Annotated in this window: 14 protein-coding genes; 6 read left to right on the top strand and 8 right to left on the bottom strand. The window is 64.0% G+C overall.

Going from position 1 to position 16,140, the window contains the following annotated elements; genetic code table 11:
• Positions 1 to 159: 159 nt before the first annotated feature.
• Positions 160 to 1,185: a LysR family transcriptional regulator gene (locus ABEG21_RS16920; RefSeq protein WP_347557808.1), complete on the top strand. Its 1,026-nt coding sequence runs from the start codon at positions 160 to 162 to the stop codon at positions 1,183 to 1,185.
• A gap of 47 nt (positions 1,186 to 1,232) precedes the next feature.
• On the opposite strand, the gene ABEG21_RS16925 is transcribed toward ABEG21_RS16920, so the two are convergent.
• Positions 1,233 to 1,814 (bottom strand): chromate transporter, encoded by a 582-nt coding sequence (locus ABEG21_RS16925; protein ID WP_347557809.1) that lies wholly within the window; start codon positions 1,812 to 1,814, stop codon positions 1,233 to 1,235.
• Positions 1,811 to 2,359: a chromate transporter gene (locus ABEG21_RS16930; protein ID WP_347558063.1), complete on the bottom strand. Its 549-nt coding sequence runs from the start codon at positions 2,357 to 2,359 to the stop codon at positions 1,811 to 1,813. The genes ABEG21_RS16925 and ABEG21_RS16930 overlap by 4 nt, the downstream gene beginning before the upstream one ends.
• A gap of 520 nt (positions 2,360 to 2,879) precedes the next feature.
• Between ABEG21_RS16930 and ABEG21_RS16935 the strand changes: the two genes are divergently transcribed.
• Complete coding sequence (locus ABEG21_RS16935; protein WP_347557810.1) at positions 2,880 to 3,023, top strand: hypothetical protein; 144 nt, start codon at positions 2,880 to 2,882, stop codon at positions 3,021 to 3,023.
• Between the two features lie 63 nt (positions 3,024 to 3,086).
• Here ABEG21_RS16935 and ABEG21_RS16940 read toward each other — a convergent pair whose 3' ends face one another.
• Positions 3,087 to 4,631: a PLP-dependent aminotransferase family protein gene (locus ABEG21_RS16940; RefSeq protein ID WP_347557811.1), complete on the bottom strand. Its 1,545-nt coding sequence runs from the start codon at positions 4,629 to 4,631 to the stop codon at positions 3,087 to 3,089.
• A 154-nt stretch (positions 4,632 to 4,785) separates the two neighbouring features.
• On the opposite strand from ABEG21_RS16940, the gene ABEG21_RS16945 reads away from it, so the two are divergent.
• The 4 genes from ABEG21_RS16945 (at position 4,786) to ABEG21_RS16960 (ending at position 9,140) form a co-directional block, all read left to right on the top strand.
• A complete protein-coding gene (locus ABEG21_RS16945) occupies positions 4,786 to 6,072 on the top strand; it encodes a hydroxymethylglutaryl-CoA reductase, degradative (RefSeq protein WP_347557812.1) in 1,287 nt (428 codons plus the stop codon).
• Positions 6,065 to 7,060 (top strand): hydroxymethylglutaryl-CoA lyase, encoded by a 996-nt coding sequence (locus ABEG21_RS16950; RefSeq protein WP_347557813.1) that lies wholly within the window; start codon positions 6,065 to 6,067, stop codon positions 7,058 to 7,060. Before ABEG21_RS16945 ends, ABEG21_RS16950 begins: the two co-directional genes overlap by 8 nt.
• Before the next feature lie 68 nt (positions 7,061 to 7,128).
• On the top strand, positions 7,129 to 7,761 hold the full coding sequence (locus ABEG21_RS16955; RefSeq protein WP_347557814.1) for a hypothetical protein: 633 nt from the start codon (positions 7,129 to 7,131) through the stop codon (positions 7,759 to 7,761).
• A complete protein-coding gene (locus ABEG21_RS16960; protein WP_347557815.1) occupies positions 7,758 to 9,140 on the top strand; it encodes a tripartite tricarboxylate transporter permease in 1,383 nt (460 codons plus the stop codon). The genes ABEG21_RS16955 and ABEG21_RS16960 overlap by 4 nt, the downstream gene beginning before the upstream one ends.
• 82 nt (positions 9,141 to 9,222) lie before the next feature.
• Here ABEG21_RS16960 and ABEG21_RS16965 read toward each other — a convergent pair whose 3' ends face one another.
• The 5 genes from ABEG21_RS16965 to ABEG21_RS16985 are packed head-to-tail and all read right to left on the bottom strand — an operon-like array spanning position 9,223 to position 15,966.
• Complete coding sequence (locus ABEG21_RS16965) at positions 9,223 to 10,113, bottom strand: ATP-binding cassette domain-containing protein (RefSeq protein WP_347557816.1); 891 nt, start codon at positions 10,111 to 10,113, stop codon at positions 9,223 to 9,225.
• Between the two features lie 39 nt (positions 10,114 to 10,152).
• The gene (locus ABEG21_RS16970) at positions 10,153 to 11,268 is read right to left on the bottom strand and encodes an iron ABC transporter permease (RefSeq protein WP_347557817.1); all 1,116 of its coding nucleotides are present in this window, start codon (positions 11,266 to 11,268) and stop codon (positions 10,153 to 10,155) included.
• Positions 11,261 to 12,223 carry an ABC transporter substrate-binding protein gene (locus tag ABEG21_RS16975; RefSeq protein ID WP_347557818.1) on the bottom strand — a complete coding sequence of 321 codons (963 nt, stop codon included), beginning with the start codon at positions 12,221 to 12,223 and terminating at the stop codon, positions 11,261 to 11,263. Before ABEG21_RS16975 ends, ABEG21_RS16970 begins: the two co-directional genes overlap by 8 nt.
• The gene (locus ABEG21_RS16980) at positions 12,220 to 13,386 is read right to left on the bottom strand and encodes a ChuX/HutX family heme-like substrate-binding protein (protein WP_347557819.1); all 1,167 of its coding nucleotides are present in this window, start codon (positions 13,384 to 13,386) and stop codon (positions 12,220 to 12,222) included. The genes ABEG21_RS16975 and ABEG21_RS16980 overlap by 4 nt, the downstream gene beginning before the upstream one ends.
• A gap of 3 nt (positions 13,387 to 13,389) precedes the next feature.
• A complete protein-coding gene (locus tag ABEG21_RS16985) occupies positions 13,390 to 15,966 on the bottom strand; it encodes a TonB-dependent hemoglobin/transferrin/lactoferrin family receptor (RefSeq protein WP_347557820.1) in 2,577 nt (858 codons plus the stop codon).
• Positions 15,967 to 16,140: the final 174 nt, after the last annotated feature.

Consider the following 16,140-nt stretch of genomic DNA (forward strand, 5'->3'; position numbering starts at 1 on the left):
CCTTATGTCTTTGGCGGGTCGCTGATGTCTGTCGTCCGATGCGTCTCAGGCGTCGGACGCTGTACGCAATACAGTCTAGGCAAGCCCGGCGACGATGGAAAGCCGTTATCATTGAACGAATTGTTCATATTTCTAAACAATCGGCGGGCGCTGTCGAGCATGGAAGGCACGAAGATCGAAGCACTCTGGGGGCATGTGCACTGGTTGACGGTGCTTGCCTCGCAAGGCAGCTATACGCGCGCGGCCGAGCGACTTGGCGTCAGCAAGGCCGCGATGAGCGTACGGATCACCGAACTGGAGCAGGCCGTCGGTGTGCCGCTGGTTCAGCGCACCACACGCAGCGTGCGATTGACCGAGGCGGGACAGGCATTGGTCGCGCAAACGCAGACGGCTTTCCAGCAGATCGCCGACGGGGTCGCGAGCGTGCGCGACCTGGGCGCGGCACCACGAGGCCGGGTGCGCGTCACCGCGCCCGTTGCCTTTGCGCGTCAGCAATTGGTGCCGCGTCTGCCGGCTTTTTTGAAAGCCCACGCCGACGTCCGCGTCGAAGTGGATATGTCGGATCGCTTGACCGCGATTGCCAACGATGGCTTCGATCTGGCGATCCGGCACAGCAGCACGGTGCCGGACACGCATGTCGCGTGGCTGCTGGCGCCCACCCGATCCTTGTTGGTCGCCTCGCCGACCTATCTGCGCCGCCAAGGCATACCGCGCACCTTGGACGCGCTGCGGCATCACAGTTGCCTTCACTATCCTCGCGGAACCGATGCGCCCGTCTGGACGTTCGAGCCGCGCGCGCCTCAGCGGCTTGGCGTCGGCACGCGTGCGAAGAGCGCAACGCGCGTGCGCGCGGACGACTTGACCGGCCCATCGGATTCGGTCGTGCATGGCACCCGCGTCGTCGTCCCGGTATTCGGCTGCTTTGCCGCAAACAACAGCGAGGCTTTACGAGACGCGGCGCTGGCGCATATGGGCATCGCCCTGCTGCCGGATTTTTCGGCGCAGTCCGCGCTGCGCGCCAGAAAGCTGGTCGCCGTTCTGCCGGAATGGCAGCCGACGGGCGTCTTCGCCGAAACGATTTATCTGATCAGACCGCACACGGCGCATGTGCCCCGCGCGGTGCGCGCCCTCGTCGCGTATCTGCGGGAGTCGTTCAGGGAAGGATTCGAAGCAGACGCGGTGTGACGCGGCGCCGATATCGTACGGCCGCCAGCGCGGCGGCGCCGGTGTGATTACGACAGACGCACTTGCCACATCGCCGGCAACGCCACGACACCGCCGAGCGCGTGCACCGCAAGGAGCAGCAAGGCGCCGCACAACAGCAATAGCAGCGGATTGACGCGCGACATAAGCAATACGACGGTCGCGCCGACCGCGATCACTTTTGCCGCCGCACCGCCATCCAGCGTCTGTAACAGCACCCAGCCCGCCGCGAGAATCAAGCCGGCGGCGATGGGCCGCAAGCCGCGCTCCAACGCCGCCAGAAAGGGAGAGCCGCGATAGCGCGACCATACATGCGTCAAGCCATAGACGAGGATACCTGTCGGCGCCAGCAGCGCCATCGTCGTCACGATCGCGCCCCAGAAGCCCGCTATCTGCCAACCGATCAGCGTCGCCAGCAACGAGCCCGGACCGGGCGCCATTCGGGAGATGGCGAAATCGACGGCGAACTGCGCATGCGTAAGCCAGCCATGCACATCGACGACTTGTCGCTGGATGTCGGCGATGATCGCCTGTCCACCGCCGATGGTCGTCAACGAGAGCGGCGTGAAGACCGCCGCTAGTTGCCAGAGGGTGCGGGAAGCGGCCGTCATGCGCGGGGCTCCTTCGCGGCGTCGCGGCGGATCCGCCCATATTCATAGGCGATGCTCGCGCTGCCGCCCACGAGGACCACCCAGAACAACGGCAGACGCAGCACGCCGACAGCGATAAAGGTGGCGACCAGGAAGGCCAGCGGCACCGCTTCACGGCGCACGCGACGCGCCGTCGTCACGCCCATCGACAAGGACAGACCGGTAGCGGCCGCAGCCGCACCCGCCAGCAACACATGCACGATGGTGAAATGAATGATGCTGGTGAGGAAGCTGCCGAGCACGATGATGACGATCGCGGGCGGCACGATGATGCCCGCCACGGACAGAAGCGCGCCCCTTGGCCCCAACAGTCGATGGCCGATCCAGATCGCCATGTTCTTGACGTTGATGCCCGGCAACGCTTGGGAGATCGACAGGCCGTTCAGGAACTCCTCTTCGCTGAACCAATCGCGATCCTGCGTGAATTCACGCAGTAACCAGCCGCTCAAGCCACCGCCGAAACTGGTCAGGCCGATCCGACTGAAAATAAGAAACAGGCCTAGCAGCGTGGGCGGCGCGGAACGGGGCGACGGTGGGCCGGCGGCCGTATCGACGGAGAGGCGGTCATCGTTTTGCACGATGGACGGCTGGGAATCGGAAGAAGGTAAGGAACCGGACATAAGCGGCGGCGCGGCGGCAGATCGAAGCGCACATGGTAGTGCAAGGCGCGCCGGAATGACACCGCTATGACGTCGATCCTGACGTAAATATCGCACCGATCCGCCCGTGAACGAGCACACCGCGCCACGCTACCTTTCAAACCTGACGATTATTTCGAGAACGCGTCATTTTTGATACAAATGCCGCGCTGGGGAATCTTTCGTTACGAATAACGGGCGAGATAGACAATTCTTTGAAAGAGGTGGCAACGCAAGCGTCAGGCTTCAGTTAGGATATCAATCAAGCTTCGCGTTCGACGCGGCAACGCTCGCCGGAAATAGGGAAAGCGATTTCGCTTGACTGTGCTTCGCGCCGGTCGTCTCGAAGCGGAAAATCGACAACAACACTTTCGACACAGCGCATACTATGAAAAAGATCCTCTGCTCCGCATTGCTCGCCGTAGGCGGCCTGGTTAGCGTCTCGGCATTTGCCGCACCGCCGCATCACCCGCATCACCAAGTCTGCAAGCGCGTGATGGTGCACCACCACTGGGTGCGTCACTGCCGTTAAAGTCGGACGCGTATCGGCGTCATGACTGCGGACACGCGCTCGCGTGTCCCGCCGTAACGTCGATCACGCCAACGCATTCAGCGCCTGTATGAAGCGGGGATCGGTCAGATAGGCGACGTTGAAGCGGCACCACGGCGACGATCGATCCGACTGCGGCGAGAACAACGCCCCCGGCGCCAGAATCACGCTTTTCTCGAACATCCTCCGTGTCAGCGCGAACGCGTCGTCATGTCCCGCCAGTCGGGCCCAGAGATACAAGCTCTGTTCGCTCTCTCGAAATATCGTCGCATCGATCTGCGTCAAGGCCTTGATGCCCGCCGCCGTCGCGCGCCGCAGCTTGTCCTGCATCTGTGCCGTATGCCGCAGGAAATGTCCCTCGCTCAAAATCACTTCCAACGTTCGCTCGCAGTATTCCGAGCTGCTGACGTGCGTCAACATTTTGACGTCGGCTAGGTCGCTGGCAAGCGTCGCATCGCAGGCCAGAAAACCGACGCGCAGCGCCGCGGACACGGACTTCGAGAAGCTGCCTATATAGATGGTGCGGTTCAGCTGATCCAAGGACGCGATGCGCGTGGCGGAACGCGGCTTTAAATCCGCTAGCGCGTCGTTCTCGACGACGATCAGATCGTGCGCTTCCGCCAGTTGCAGTATGCGATGCGCCTTGGCCGCGCTGATATCGGTCGCCGTGGGATTGTGGCCGACCGACTGCGTAAAAAACAATTTCGGCCGATGCTGTTTCAAGAGCAGCGTCAACGCATCGATATCCGGCCCATCGACGCCGCGTGGGACGCCCACCATCTGCGCGCCGCTCAAGCGGATCTTGCCGAACAAGGCGTAATAGCCCGGATCATCGACCAGCACGGTGTCGCCAGGACGGATGAAATAGCGCAAGACCAGATCCATCGCCTGATTCGCGCCATGCGTCAGCACGATCTGTTGCGGCTTGGCCTCTATCTCATAACCGGCGAGCTTATGCTGTAGTAACTGGCGCAGCGGCAGATAGCCGAACCGGCTGCCATAACGGAACAGCGAGCCGACACCGGTACGCACGACCCGTTGATGAAACTGATCGAGCCGTGTTTCTTCCAACCATCGAATAGGGGGAAACCCTTCCCCCAGATTCAGGAACTCAGGCTTGCTCTGCAACTGTTCGCGCATCAGCCAGACGATGTCCATCGCCCGGTCCAACGTCACCGCATCGGCACTATCGGGCTGACGCACCGCTCCGCGCGCCACAAAGAATCCCGCACCGCGCCGCGGCTCCACCAGCCCGTCCGCCGTCAGCAGATCGAATGCGCTGATCACCGTGTTTTTGGAATAGCCATTGCCCTTGGCGTATTCCCTTATCGACGGCAACTTGTCGCCCGCTCTCAGGACGCCGTCGGCGATCTGTCTGGCCAGGTTGTCCGCGATGGTCTGCGAGAGACTCGCCAAGCCGCCCGGCGCGCGCTTGCGGCTTATCTCGTTTTCAGGCGTCGGATGGCTTGCGCCGTGCAGGGGCGCGCGGCCATTGGCCCCTTTGCCTAAGCGGTAAACGCTGTCCGCGCTCGTCTCGTCACGCGTTTCCGAAGCGACATCGTCGCGGCTCGATCCCGGCCATTGGCGCATCGTCTTGTCTCCATTCGCCGCTTTCTGCTTTCGCCGGTACAAGATGCGATCGACCTGTGCCAGGTACAGCAACGCGACTGTTCCCCGGGATTGTACCTTTTCTCCAGGCACACGCCGCTTACCATCATGGCACACACAATAAGGAGACGCGTTCATGTCGATCAGTTCCATCTTGCCCAACTTCCGTGCCTTGACTCCCGCCCAACGCCTCGATCACATCGCGCGCGCCGCCGCGTTGACCGATGCGGAACACGCCGCGTTGGCGAAACCGGGGGCACTGCCGCTGGAAACGGCAAACGGCATGATCGAAAATGTCATCGGCACCTTCGAATTGCCGCTCGCCGTGGCCGGCTATTTCCAGATCAATGGCCGCGATGTCCTCGTACCGATGGCGGTGGAGGAACCGTCGATCGTCGCCGCGGCGTCTTTCATGGCCAAGCTTTCGCGCGAAGCCGGGGGTTTCCGCACATCGAGCAGCGGTCCGCTGATGCGCGCGCAGATTCAAGTCATCGGCGTCAGCGACCCGTATGGCGCGCGTCAATCCATCCTGCAACATCGGCAAGCCTTGATCGACACCGCCAACAGCCGCGACAAGATGCTGATCAGCCTGGGCGGCGGCTGTCGCGATATCGAGGTGCACGTCTTCCCCGATACCCCGCGTGGCCCGATGGTGGTGGCCCATCTAATCGTCGATGTCCGCGATGCGATGGGCGCCAACACCGTCAATACGATGGCCGAGGCGGTGGCGGGACAGATCGAACAAGTGACGGGCGGCAAGGTACGCTTACGCATCCTGTCGAATCTCGCCGATCTACGCGTTGCCCGCGCCCAGGTGCGGTTCAGCGCGGCCACGCTGACGACAAGCGAGTACGCAGGCGCGGACGTCATCGAACGCATCGTCGATGCCTACGTCTTTGCCGCGGTCGATCCCTATCGCGCGGCGACCCATAACAAAGGCATCATGAACGGCATCGATCCGATCATCGTCGCGACCGGCAACGACTGGCGTGCGGTGGAAGCCGGCGCGCACGCCTATGCGAGCCGCGGCGGCCGCTACACGTCGTTGACGACCTGGGAAATCGCCAACAATGGCGACCTGGTCGGTACGATCGAAATGCCGATGCCGGTCGGCCTCGTCGGCGGCGCCACGAAAACGCACCCGCTGGCCCGCGCCGCACTGAAGATCATGCAGGTGCAATCGGCGCAGGATCTCGGCGAGATCGCCGTCGCCGTCGGCCTCGCGCAGAACCTCGGCGCCCTGCGGGCGCTTGCGACCGAAGGCATCCAACGCGGTCATATGGCACTGCACGCCCGCAATATCGCGATGGCGGCAGGGGCGAGCGGCAGCGACATCGATTGGGTCGTGCGCAAGATGGTGGCGGCCAAGGACGTACGCGTCGATCTGGCGACGTCGCTGTTGGCAGGGCCGCGCGATGCGTGATCCGTCGCTACCGTCAGCGGTTCGCATCGTCGAGGTCGGGCCGCGCGATGGGCTGCAAAACGAAGCGGCCTTCGTCGCAACCGACGTCAAGCTGGCCTTGATCTCGCAACTCGTGGAAGCCGGTCTGCGGCATATCGAGGCCACCGCCTTCGTGTCGCCGAAGTGGGTGCCGCAGATGGCCGATGCGGTGGAGATCATGCAGCGAATAAGGAGACAAACGACGCCAGCGCGTGATTTGCCGGTATCGGACAAAGGCCGAGGCGCCGCGACGGTGCGCTATGCCGCCTTGGTGCCGAACGAAAAAGGCATGCGTGCGGCATTGGACGCCGGTTGCGACGAAGTCGCCGTTTTTGCCGCGGCATCGGAGACGTTCTCGCAGCGTAATATCAATTGCAGCATCGCCGAGAGCTTCACGCGCTTCGCGCCGGTGATCGAGATGGCGAAAGCACACGGCGTGGCGGTGCGAGGGTATGTGTCGTGCGTACTCGGCTGCCCGTTCGAGGGCGACATCGCGCCGGAGCAGGTGGCGGCCGTAAGCGCGCATCTTTATGAGATGGGATGCTACGAAGTCAGTCTCGGCGATACGATTGGTGTCGGCACGCCGTACCGCACGCAGATCATGCTCGATGCCTGCTTGCAGCGCCTGCCCACGGCGGCGCTGGCCGGACATTTTCACGATACCTGGGGCATGGCGGCCGCGAATATCTACGCGGCCTTGCGTCTGGGCATCGCGACGTTCGACAGCTCGGTCTCCGGGCTGGGCGGCTGCCCTTATTCGCCCGGGGCCACGGGCAACGTCGCCACCGAAGACGTGGTCTATCTTTGCGAGGGACTCGGCATCGATACCGGCGTCTCCCTGGCCCGTCTGGTCGCGGCGGGCGCGATGATCTCGTCGGTGCTGCAACGCACCCCGGCGTCGCGCGTGGCACGCGCCTGGCACGCGCGGCAGATACGGCAGATACGGCAGGAGGCCGGCACCGAAAGATAAGCGTTTTTGCAGTACCGAAGGTTCACTACAACAACACGATACAACATCACTCCCAACACGGAGGAGACATGGCAATAGAAGACCTGTCGGCGACACAACGCCTACCGGGCGATTCCCCGCCGCGATACGTCGAGGTATGGGGAGACACCGTCGATCCGCGCCATCTGGCGTGGTCGATTCTGATCGGCATCGGCGTCAGTTTCTCCGCCTTCCTGGTGGCCAACGCCATCCTCGCACGGTTCGTCCACGACCTCGCCATGGCGCGGGCTTATGCCATGCTGGTCGGACTGGGCGGCTGCCTGATCGGCGGCGCCATCTGCGCGCGCCTGTTCAAACCCAAGCGCATCGCGGCCGCGCTGGAAGCCGATGAAGGCCGACGCGCGCAACTGATTGCGCGACTGGTCGCCGGACAAGGCACGGGGCGCAGTCGCAAGGCACAGGGCCGCGCAGACGCTAGCGCATCGGCACCCTATGGCGGCGTGGCCAGCCTGCCGGCGCACGTGATTGCCGAGATGCGGGAGGTCGGCCTCTATGACCTCTTTGCCGAACAGGAGCGTCTGGCCGCGCTGGGGCAAAACCAATCGCGCGGGGACGCTGCCCTCGCGGGGGAAACCGTTGATCGCGCGGAACGCGGTACGACGGCGCAGAACCCGCAAGGCGGTGTGACCCAGCAGGTCATTCGCGAGGAGGCATACCGATGAGCGGCCTTTATTACGACATCGCCGTCGCGCTGGCGATGGGATTGATCGGTGCCATCGTGTTTGCCGGCATCGGCTTGATCTCCGGCACCGACGAGACCACGACCCTGGCGCCCTTGACGCTGCTCGTCGTCCTGCTCGGCGTCCCGCCGGTAGGCGTCTTCACGTTCTTTCTCGCCGGCGCCATCTCGAAACACATGACGCATGCGATACCCACTGCCTTGCTCGGCATCCCGGGGGATACGCTGGCGGTGCCGATGCTGGACGACGCCGACATGCTGCGCCATCTCGGCGTGCCGCACGTCGCCTTGCGCAAGATGATTTCCGGCGCGCTGATCGCCGCCTTCATCGCCGTGCCGCTCGCGGTATTGTTCGCCTCGCTGCTGGCGCCGTTCGGCAAGAACATCACGGCGGCCGCGCCGTGGATCTTTCTAGTCGCGGCGGTGGCGATCGCCTTTTTCTCGGGCGGACGGTGGGCGGGCGTATTGGCCCTGATCCCCTTCGTCGTGGTCATCGTCGCGATACAGTCGTTGACGGCGGTGCATCACGTCAAGCTCGGCGTCTCCTTTTTCCTCGGCATCGCGGTCGGTCCGCTGATCGCCGATCTGTTTTCGGTACTGTCGCCGATAGACCGCAAGACCAAGGAACGCCACGCGCCGCGCACCTTCTCGCTAGCACCCGACGTCAAGACCTGGGGCGGCTACTTCCCCAATCCCTTGCGCGTCCTCGACGCACAGCAAACGCGGCTAACATTGGGCAGCGCGGCAGTGGCGAGCGCGACCTTCGTCTTCAGCCCGGTGGCGGTGACGATCGTCATCGGCGAGATCATCGGCGCACGTATTCACAATGCCTATCATCGCCTGACAACGGTGCTGGCCGCGAAAAACGGCATTACCGAAGCGACGTATATCGCCGAGACCTTGATACCGTTGATCGCGTTCGGCTTGCCGCTGAGTCCGGTGGCAGCCGGGCCGGCCGGGCCGCTGTTCAATGCGCCGCCGCGCTTTTTCGTCGATACCGCCAGCGGGCATATCCAGAACCTGCACACGATGATGAGTGCCTGGCAATTTTTAGGATATGGCTTGCTGGCCGTCGTGTTGGCGGGCGTCATCGCCTATCCGCTGTCGATGAACTTCGCGCATCGGGCCGCCTCCTTTGTCGCGCGCAAGATCAGCCATGAAGCGATCATCGCCACCTTCATGGGCCTGGTCGTCGTGATCGGCTATTGGGAAGGACAACTGCTGGGCGTGCTGTGCGTGTTGACGGTGGGTCTGCTCGGCGGCGTTCTCGCGCGGAAGTTCGGCGTCAACACCGGCGTGCAGTTCATGGGGTATTACGCCGCGGTACTCAGCGTACCCACGCTGGTGAAACTTTTGGGATGACGCGATGGGGCGATGCGCGCGGCGGCGCTGCCCCCACGATCGTTCGCGCTCCGACAGAAGCAGTCGATGGTGCGCCGCCGGATCACGCGATCAGCGCGCGACGGCCCGACGGCCCATCGACGAAGGACACCGGAACGTCGAAGCAGCGTTGCAGCAAGGCCGCGTCCAAGGCGTCGATGCCGACATCGGCGAGCACATGCCCGGCCTTCAACATCACGACGCGATCCGCATAAGCCAGCGCCAGATTGGGATCATGGACGACGGCGACGACACCCATGCCCCATTCGCGCGTCAAGCGACGTGCCGCACCCAGCACATGTTGCTGGTGACGGAGATCCATCGCGGCCGTCGGTTCATCGAGCAACAGATAGCGCGACTCCGCGATGCCCTCGACCAAAGGCGGCACAGCCTCGGTGCCGGAAGCGACGCGCGCATCCGCGCCGTCGTGCAACGCGTGCGCGCCGGGCAGATCGGGCCACAGCTGCGCCAAGGCCCGGGCAAACTGCACGCGTGCCAATTCCCCGCCCGATAAGGTCATCACGTCGCGACCGACGAGATCCGATGCGCCGGACAAGGCCAGCGCATCCAGGGCGATGGTCCGATTGCGCGCGTGCGTACCTTGGCCGAAACGGCCCAGCTCGACCACCTCGTCGGCGGTAAAGCCGAAACTGATCGAAGTCGATTGGCGCATCCAGGCGCGCCGCCGCGCCAACGCCATCGGCGCCATCTGCAGCACCGGCACGCCATCCAGACAGACGGCGCCCAGTTGCCGCCACGCGCCCGATGCGGCGGTCAGCCCGTTCTTCTGGCCGGCGAGGCAGGCCAGCAGCGTCGACTTACCGCTGCCGTTCTCCCCCATCACCATCAGCATCTCGCCCGGCCGAACTTCCAGATCGATGGCATCGAGCAAAGTCCGCGGCGAGCGGGATGCACGTCCTCCCACGCTCAGCGACAATGTTTCTACGGTCAGCATCACGACTCCTAGAACGCGACTGAATGCGACTGCATCCGGCTACAAACCCGCCCTACTCTTGCGGCGCAGCAATAAACCCATGAAGAACGGCGCGCCGATCAACGCCGTCAGAATGCCGATCGGCACATCGGCAGGCGCCGCGATCGTGCGGGCGAGCAAATCGGCAGACACCACCAGCAACGCCCCCAATAGCATCGCGCCCGGCAGCACCCGCCGCAGATCGGGGCCGCAGATCAGTCGCAGACAATGCGGCGCGACCAGACCGATAAAGCCGATCACACCGGTCTGGCAGACCACGCCACCCACACACAATGCGGTCGCGAGCAGCGCGTCGCGCTTGACGCGACGGACGTCGATGCCGATCGCTTCCGCCTCGGCCTCGCCGAGCTGAAAGACCGTCAACGCATGACGGTGTCGCATCAGCAGCGCGCAACCGAGCACGGCCGGCACCGTCATCGCACCCAACATCGTCCAGCTTCCGGATGCGAGACTACCAAGGCTCCAGAACGTCAGAGAGCGCAATTGCGCATCGGTGGCAACATAGCCGAGCAAACCGATCGCGGCACCCGCCATTGCGTTCACAGCGATCCCCGCCAGCAGCAACCACTGCACGACCAAGGCGCCTCCGGCGGCACCCAGACGATAGACCAGCACGACGACGCCCATTGCGCCGCCAAACGCGGCTGCCGGCAACACGGCCCCCTGCCAGGCCAGCGCACCGCTGGTCGGCAACAGCACGATGGCCGCCGAGGCGCCCAATGCCGCGCCACTGGATACGCCGATCAGTCCCGGGTCGGCAAGGGGGTTGCGGAATAGCGCCTGCATCGTGCAGCCCGAGGCACCAAGCGTCGCGCCGGCGACGACGCCGGCGAGCACGCGGGGCAGACGAATATCCCAGGCCACCGCGCGCGCCATCATGTCGCCGTGATCCTGTCCCAGCGCGATGGCGAGCAGCGTCCGGAGCGGAATCGGATAGGCGCCGATGCAGAGCGCGCAAACGATGACGAGCAGCAGCAACCAGGCCAACAGCGGTAACGGCCAGCCGGGCCTGCGGCCGTCCAGCGCCGACGGCGCGCCGGCGTCCGCATCGGCGGCCCGCCGCACGGCGCCGCGCCGAAATCGCCGTAGCCGGGCCGCCCCCGGGAAACTAGGCACGATGCAGGCCCTCGGCCAACGCCGTGACCGCCTGCGGCAATCGGGGACCGAAGCCGAGCAGTAAGAGCGTATCGAAGGCGAGAACCCGCTGCGCGCGCGCCGCCGGAGTCTGTGCGAAACCGGGTTGGGCGAGGAAGCGCTGCGCACCACCCGCGGCGCCGAGCGCGTCCTGGGTCGTCACGATCACATCGGGCGCTGCCGCCAGCAGGGCCTCCGGCGTCGCGGGCCGATATCCGGAAAAACCGCTGATCGCGTTCTCGGCACCAGCCAGTCGCAACATCGCCTCCGCGGCGGTGTGACCGCCCGCCAGCATCGGCGCGCTGCCGCCGTTCGCCATCACGAACACGGCCCGTACGGGTCCGCTGCGACGGGCGCTCACCGCCTGCTGCACGGCCACTTCGGCGTCGTGCCATTGGGCGTCGAAACGGGCAAGTAGGGCGGTGCCACGCGGCGCGACGTCGAGCGCCTGCGCGGTCAGTCGTATCATCGCTCGCACGTTCTCGGCATCGTGCCGATCGGGCATGCCGACGAGCGTCACGCCCGCGCCGTGCAGTTGCGAAAACACCGTGGGCGGTCCGGCTTCGCCACTGTGCAGCACGAGGTCCGGACGCAGCGACAAAATGCCTTCCGCGGACAAGCTTCGCTCATAACCGATTTTCGGTAGCGCCATGGCCGCTTCCGGAAAGCGACAAGTGATATCGCCGCCGACCAGGACGCTGCTCGCATCGAGCGCATAGACGCACTCACAGACCGCTCCGCCGATCACGACGACGCGCGACGGCCGGGCGGTCGCGCGATCCGACGCTATCGCGGCCTGCGCCGAACCGCCGCTCCAAGGCGACAGCGCAAGCGCGGCGAGGCCCGCACTCCCCGTTCGACTCGCCATGACCGCACCGCCCGCCGCCATGGCCAGAAAGCGGCGGCGGCCCTTGCCGGAAAAATGCCGATTCGTCATGCCTGTTCCAGCGCCTCGGTCGAGGTACTGTCGGCGCCGAACGTCGTATCCAGCAAGGCGCGCCACGCGGGCAGCTCGGGCTGGCCCGGCTTGCGCACGCCGAAGAGCATGCCGACATTGCGCCGCTCGCCATCGAACAGTTCGAGCGACGTCACGACGCCATCCGCCGTCGGCTTACGCACGACGAAGGCATCGGACAGCACATCGACATTGATGTGCAGATTGAAATCCGGATCGAGCACATTCAGCCAGGAGCCCATGACGCGGATCGTCTGCACCGGTCCGCTATGGATCTGGATCATGCCGGGATTGCCGACGAAGACCATGATCGGTACCGCGTCGCGCGATGCCGTTTCCAGCAATGCCTGCAAGGTCTCGACCGGCACACGTCGCACCATCGCGGCTTCCGCGAGACGCAGCGCCTGCAGTCGTCCCAGGTCGAAACGCTTCAATATCCCGAAAAATTCGTGGGTGTCCTGCATGCCGCGCCAGGCGGCCTGGAAACCGGCCACATCGATTTCGGCATCCGGCCGCTCGGCCGGAACCGGCAGACGGGGCGGCAGTGACGGATCGGCACCACGCGCTGCCTGATCCGGCGCGCGCCACTGTTCGATCAAGGCGTGGAACGCCGGCAGTCGCGTGTCGTCCTTCAGATAGATTTTATGCACCGCTTCCGCATGGCCATCGAAGAACTGAAGGCTATGCAAAACGCCATGGGGACCTGGCTCACTGACCGCATAGCCGTCCTGCCATTGGCGATAGAAGATCCGCAGATCGATATCGGGGCCAAGTGCGAGGCCCATGCCGTCGCGATGACTCAAGCCGCCATAAACGCCCTGGCGCTCGTGCACGATCGCGTCGTTCCGCGTCAGCGCCATGACCTTTCCGAGCGTCGGCACGGTCTCGATGATCGCCGGAAAATCCGCTTTCAGACGCACCACCTCGGCGCTGGGGGCCGATCCGTCCGCATTGGGGGCGGTGACGCCGACTCGCGCCGCAAGCAACGCCCCCTCGCCCACGCCCAAGCGCTGGGCCAGGTCCCGTGCGCGGAGACGTTCCGCGTCGCGCAGCGTCTGCGCGGCCTGGCGCAAGGCGGCGGGGTCAGACAGCAGTCGCGCATCCAGCGTTGCCGATGGTTCGGCGGCCGTGTTCTGTATGCTCATCGTTCAAAACTCCAGGTTCAGGCCGACGCTGACGCTGCGGCCTGGCGCGGTGTAACCGCTGATCTTTTGATAGCCGTCGCTGTCGGCCAGGCCGCGTACATCGTTCCAGGCCCAATATTTCCGATTCAGCAGGTTCTCGATACCGACGGTCAAGGTCGCGTGGCGACCGAATCGATAGCCCGCGTGCAAGTCGACCAGGAAATACGACGGCGTCGAGAAATAAGCGGACGAAGACATCGCACTCTTGCTCTTGCGGGCGTTGTAGATCATATCCGCGCCGCCGAACCACTGACGCCCATTATCATAGTTCAGTCCGAAGACGGCGGAGAACGGCGGCACCGTATCCAGACCGCTGCTCACGCCATCGGTCTGACGATAGCCTTTGATCGCCGCAAATCCCCCCTTGAAAGTGAAGCCGTTTTTCAAGTCGAGCGAAGCCTTACCTTCGACACCCCGGATGACGGCCCGCGCGTAATTCACGTATTGCACCGTGTAAGGATTGGTGGCCGAGGTGACGCTGCCCCCCACCACTTTGGTATCGATGAAGTTCTGATAGCGGCCGTAAAACGCTGCGGCGCTGTAGCGAACCGTGCCGGCATTCAAGTCCAGTTTGCCGCGCAGGCCCGCCTCGAGCGAATTGCTCGTCTCCGGCTTCAGGTTCGGATTACCGATCTGCTGATAGTACAAACCGTATGAGCCGACCGGATTGTAATAGCTATTGACTTGAAAAGCCGACGGCGCACGGAAACCACGAGCGTATTGCACATAGGGTACGATCGCCGGCGTCACCTCGTACAGCAGCGCCACGCGCGGCGACAGCGCATTGCCGGATGCCGTCGTCGTCGCTTGCGTCGAACCCGCGGATGCGGCGAGATACGTCGCATCCGCATGCGGCGTCATCTTGAAATAATCGAAACGCAACCCCGGGATCAGGCTGACGCGTCCATAGCGCATCGTATCTTGCAGGAAGGTACCAAATGACAAATAGGTGGTACGCGGGAAGTATTCGGGATAGCCGTCGGTCGCGGTCCATTCAGTGCCGGCGCCACTGGATGTCCGATACCAGGACTGGCTCAGATCGAATCCATACAGAAGCTCGTGTCGGATCGGGCCCGTATCGAAGTGACTTTGCGCCTGAACGGTCGTGCCGGCGATGGCATCCGAATAGTTGTTCATACGCAGACGCGACGCGGTGGCGCCTGCGGTATTGACGCCGTCAATGTAGAGATTCTGTCGCGTATCGGCATGCCGATAATAGACCTGTCCCTTGACGCTTTGCACCCAGGGATTGCTCGCATCCTCGTGGTCATAGCCGAGCGCGATACGATTGCTCGTCACGCGATTATCGGTCAAGTATTTCGTGGCGCTATAGCCGCTCCAGGTATAGCCGCCGTTCAACTGCGACAAGCCGTTGCTGCTCGATCGCGTGTCGAGCGACCCCGCCGTCAGCGTGAACGTATCGCGCGGCGTCAGATGAAACACCAGCTTGCCCAAGGCGCTCCGCGTGTTGTACGTCAGCGGGTCCGGGGAGGAGCGCTGCGCGCCGAGCACGTTGTTGTCCCCGCGACTGTCCAGCTCGTGGCCACGCCGGCCCGAGAGCATCAACATCCCTTCGACACGCTCGCCGCCGAAGGCTGCCGTGGCCGAACCGCCGACGCTGCGATCGACGGAATTGTAGCTTGGGTGAAGTGAGAAATAGCTCGGCTTATTGAACTTGGACAGCAGTTCCGCCGGTGTTTTCGAGACGAAATTGACCGCGCCGGTCAGCCCGTCGCTGCCATAGACAGACGACGCAGGCCCGCGCAACACTTCGATGCGTTGATAGAAATCGGTATTCAGATAGTCACCCCGACCCGTCGCGCCCGAACCGAAGGAGAACGACTGTGGCAGCGGAATACCGTCTTCGAGCAGCAGCACTTGATTCCCTTCCAGACCGCGGATATTGACGCCTTCATTGCCTGCGCGGCCTGATGTCCCGGTAATGCCGGTCGGCCGATACGAGGCACGACGAACCGTCACGCCGGGTTCGTAACGCAAGGCATCCTTCACGTCGCGCACATTGCGCGCGTCCATGTCGTCCGCAGTGATGACCGACACCGTTGCCGCGCTCTTCGATGGCTCGGCCGAGGCCCCCCGCGTGGCATTGACTTGCACGGCATCCAACTGCCGCTCCGTGTGCGCGACATCGCTGGTGCGCACGGCGGTGGCATTATCCGACGTGGCCTCCGACGTGGCATTCGACGCCGCCGAAGAAGCGGTGGTATCGGCGGAAAGGGTCGCGCTATCGTTGGTCGCGGCGTGGGCGGTATGAATCAAGCCCAGCTGCATCAAGACGGCGACGGAGAGTTGCAACACGCCAGGCACGACGACCGACAGGACCACCGGCGTGGACGCTGCGCATTGGCGCGTGAACAGGCTGGCGATGACGGTGACAATGCGCCGACGCGGCCCTGTTTGCGGCGCGCCTGCAGCAAGCTGTCTAGGTACAGAGCGGGACGCCCCGCGCCGCACCCGTATGCCGCCATGCTGCCTATTCCCACACGATGCCTTCCGATGAAGTGCCTTGCTGCGACTTGCCATTTTCCTTCCCCCGATTCAAAGATCCGGCCTACGACGGCAAGGTCGTGGCACGGTTTATTGACGCTATTTTTCTTTGGGGGACGCCTTCGAACGGAAGGTCAAATGCATGCTTTTTTCAGCATGTCTCGAAATGTTTTCGCCTGCCCAGGCGGCAAAAAAGCCAGCGTCGACCTG

The sequence above is a fragment of the Robbsia sp. KACC 23696 genome (genome assembly GCF_039852015.1).
Taxonomy (GTDB): domain Bacteria; phylum Pseudomonadota; class Gammaproteobacteria; order Burkholderiales; family Burkholderiaceae; genus Robbsia.